General features: G+C 63.7%; 3 protein-coding genes. 1 reads left to right on the top strand and 2 read right to left on the bottom strand.

Annotation, left to right across the window (positions count from 1 at the left end; all coding sequences use genetic code 11):
• Nucleotides 1-663, top strand: a 663-nt coding sequence (locus tag VZ95_RS16490) for a substrate binding domain-containing protein (protein WP_045776827.1), incomplete at its 5' end; no start/stop codon positions are given.
• Here VZ95_RS16490 and VZ95_RS22290 read toward each other — a convergent pair.
• The gene (locus VZ95_RS22290; protein WP_052711867.1) at nucleotides 660-2945 is read right to left on the bottom strand and encodes a mechanosensitive ion channel family protein; all 2286 of its coding nucleotides are present in this window, start codon (nucleotides 2943-2945) and stop codon (nucleotides 660-662) included. The two genes, VZ95_RS16490 and VZ95_RS22290, sit on opposite strands and share 4 nt — an antisense overlap.
• A partial coding sequence (locus tag VZ95_RS25840) for a hypothetical protein (protein WP_045776826.1) occupies nucleotides 2929-3421 on the bottom strand: 493 nt, incomplete at its 5' end. The genes VZ95_RS25840 and VZ95_RS22290, both read right to left, overlap by 17 nt.

Below are 3421 nucleotides of genomic sequence, written 5' to 3'. Positions count from 1 at the left end.
GATGCCGCCGATGCCGCCCGCCGCACCCGGCAGGCCGTGCGCGGCCTTATTCGCCTAACCGCGCCGGTTGATTTCGCCACGCAAATATTGCCGCCGCTGCTGGTGGCATTCCAGCGCGCGCACCCGCAGGTACGGATTGAGATCATCGGGCTCGATACGGCCTTGGACCTCACCGCGCACCGGCTCGATTTGGCCTTGCGCGTCAGCCTGGGGCCGCGCGCCGATCTCGCCTACCCGGTTTTACCCTTACGCCCGATTGGCGTCGGGCTCTATGCCGCCCCCGCCTACCTCGATATCCGGGGGGCACCCGCGATGCCCGAGGCGCTGGCCGCCCATGCGGTCATTCTCGCAGCAACGTTTCGGGGCCAGACGATGCTCTCTCTCCATGCGGGCGGTCGAACCGAGATCGTCACCGTTCGTGCCCAGCTCGCCACGTCTGACTTCACCAGCGCATTGCGCTTTGCCGAATCCGGAGGTGGTATAGCGCCTCTGCCGCATCTGCTGGCCGCCGAGGCGCGGGCGGGCGGGCGGCTGCTGCCCGTTCTGGCCGATTGGAGCCTGGGGGAAGGCCAACTCTACGCGCTCACGCAAGACGGGCGCGGCGGCCCGGCCCGCGTGCGCGCGCTGCTGAGTTTCTTGAAAACCGCACTGAACACCGATTAAGCCGACGGCAGAACCGCGCTCGCCACGGGTGCCGCCGCAAGGCTAGCCGCCGCCGCCGGATGATGCTCCCCATTGCCGCGCACGGTGACGGCGTTCGAGGCGAAGATCACCCCGGCCTCGCGCAAAGCGGCATAGACGCGCTTCAAGGCTTCGCGCTGAACCCAACTGGCGCGGTCGGGCTTGGAGGTAAACTTCAGGCGCACGATAATGGCGGTATCATCGATCTCGGCCACGCCTTGCATTTTGAGCGGCAGGATCATCAAGGGTGCAAACTCGGGCATCTCAGCCATCGCCAGCCCGACGCGCTTAATGGTTTTGCGCGCAACTTCGATATCGGTGTCGCGGTCGAGCCGAATATTGAACTTCACCGTCGCCCATTCGCGGCTGGAATTGGTGACGGAGGAGATTTGTCCGAAGGGGATCGTGTGAACCAAGCCGCTCTGGTGCCGTAACTGCACCGAGCGCAGCGTGATCCGCTCCACCGTGCCTTTCAGCTTGCCGGTATCGATATATTCGCCGACGCGAAACGCATCGTCGGCGATGAAGAAAATCCCCGAAACAATATCGCGCACCAACGCCTGCGAGCCGAAGGAAATGGCGAGGCCCAAAATCCCAAACCCGGCCAATAGCGGCGAAATATCGATGCCCAAGCGCGAGAGCGCGACCAGCAGGGTAATCCCAACCACCGCCGCCAGAACAACGGCGCGCAACAGCGGCAGAATCGTGCCAAAGCGGCTGTAGACGGGGGCTTCGGCCCCATCATCCTCTGAATCCGGGCCAATCGGCCCCGTCGCGTTTGCAGGCGGCGCATAGGCGGTGAACAGCGCCGAGAGGAAGGTCCAGCCAATCCAACCGACCAGTAAAACCGCAATCACGGTAATCGGGCCTTCCAGCGCCGCCACCTGCTTTGGGGTGAAGATTTCGGATAGGAAGAACTGCCACAAGCGCCCCAAGAACCACAGGCCGATAATCCAAACCACCGCGCCCGCCGTCGTCGCCGCCACCAAAGCCCAGGCGCGCATAATCGGGTTGGTATCGATCAAGCCGGTTTCGACGCAGGGGGTATTGGCAATCCACTCGCGGATCAACGCGGCGCACCCCGCCGCCGCAATCGGAATCAGGACTAGCAGAATCTGCGTCGCCCCCGCCGCATTCGCCCAGCTTGCGCCATCGGGGGCCACGGCGGACACCCGACCGACCGCCCAGATGAGCACCGCCGACGCGATTAGGAACGACGGCAGCCCCGAGGCCATCGCCCGCCGTCCCAGGCTGACCGGCTCTTGCCCCAAACAGAGCGCCCGAATATCGCGCCGCCCCACCCAGAACCACCAGATTTTCGCCACGGTTATCGCGCCGCCCAGGAGGCTGAACCAACCGGCAATCGCGATGGACGAGGCCCCGATGCGCGTAAAAAGCTCAACCGTGAACAGGATCGACGGCCCCGCCAGCCCATAGAAGCGCAAGCACCGGGCATGAAATTCAGCATTCGGGAGCGGCATAACCCGGCATTCGGGCCGCCCCGGCGCCAGCAGAAATTCGCCCGTCGCCACATAAGCGATGAAGCCAATGGCAACCGCGCTCACCCCTTCGGCGACCCAGCGCGCCAAATCGGGTTCCGGGAGCAGCCAAGCGCTCAGGCTTTGCGAGACGAGCAAAAACAGACCGAGCCCCAGAACATGCGACAGCCACGTCGCGAGCCCGCCCGCCACGCGCTCGATCAATGCGCCATCGGGCTGCGAGGGCCGCCAGTCGAGCCGCGCGCGCGGCCACAACACCCGCACAAGGCGCATCAGCGCATAGCCCGCCAGCGCCGAGCCGAGGATAATCGCCGCCGCTACCCCCATCGCCGCCGGGGCGGACCCGCGATTGCGAATATCCCCCCAGGCACGAACGAGATCGTCCCAGAGGCTCGGAATGAAGGGCACCGCATCCCAACCGTACTGCGTGCCGACCCTGAAATTTTCGGCGAGCAAGGCCCAGCCACTGCGTTCGGCATCGGGGGAGAGGGCGGCCGTCATCGCGGCCTTGGCCGCAGGCGTCATCAGGCGCAACTCAACCGGATGGCCTTGGCGCGCCGCCGCTTCGATCAGCCGGTCAACCACGCCCGGCGCTTCGTCGCCGGTAAGTGTAATAACAATAGGGGTTACCGGCGGGGCCGCTGCCGCACGCACCAGCCCAAAGCCGAAAACCAACAGAAAAGCCGCCAACAAGCCGCCGAACCGCAGCCCCGTCCGCGCGTGCCCGGCAGCACCGCCCCGGCGCGGCTCAACCCTCGCTTCCATCGCCCCCGAACAATTTGGCGCGGTTGGGCAGCAGTGAGCGCAGCTTATCCATCGGTTTCGCGCGCGAGCCCGATTCGGGCGCAGTCGGATTGCCGGTGAGGTTAATCAACTCCACCCGCCGTTCCACCGAATGCCGAAACTCGTCACTCGCGCCCGCCTTCATGGCTTTCGGCAGATATTCTTTGACCATCAACAAAATAGCGTGCTTCTGCTTCAAGCGTTGATCTTGGGCCGCGTCGCGGGCTTTTACCAAAAGATCATCGATATAGAAGATATACCCTTCTTTTTCCATGTTCACGATGGCGCGCTGCGCATCGTTAATCAAGTCGCGCGGCAGTTTTGGATTTTTAATGAAGATTTGAATATTTGTAACGGTCCGCTCCATAGAAGAAATCTGCCCGGTTTGAGCATATTTCATTCCATCGGCGACCAATTGGTCGACGCGTTTGCGCGTTTGCTCGATCAAAACGTTCGAG

It is taken from the genome of Elstera litoralis (assembly GCF_000963705.1).
Taxonomy (GTDB): Bacteria; Pseudomonadota; Alphaproteobacteria; order Elsterales; family Elsteraceae; genus Elstera; species Elstera litoralis.
The sequence above is the reverse complement of the archived record's forward strand: the minus strand, read 5'-3'. Positions and strand labels throughout refer to the sequence as shown.

Excerpts from the sequence above, each read along its gene's own strand:
- VZ95_RS22290 (WP_052711867.1), bottom strand. The coding sequence starts at position 2,945 with ATGGAAGCGAGGGTTGAGCCGCGCCGGGGCGGTGCTGCCGGGCACGCG.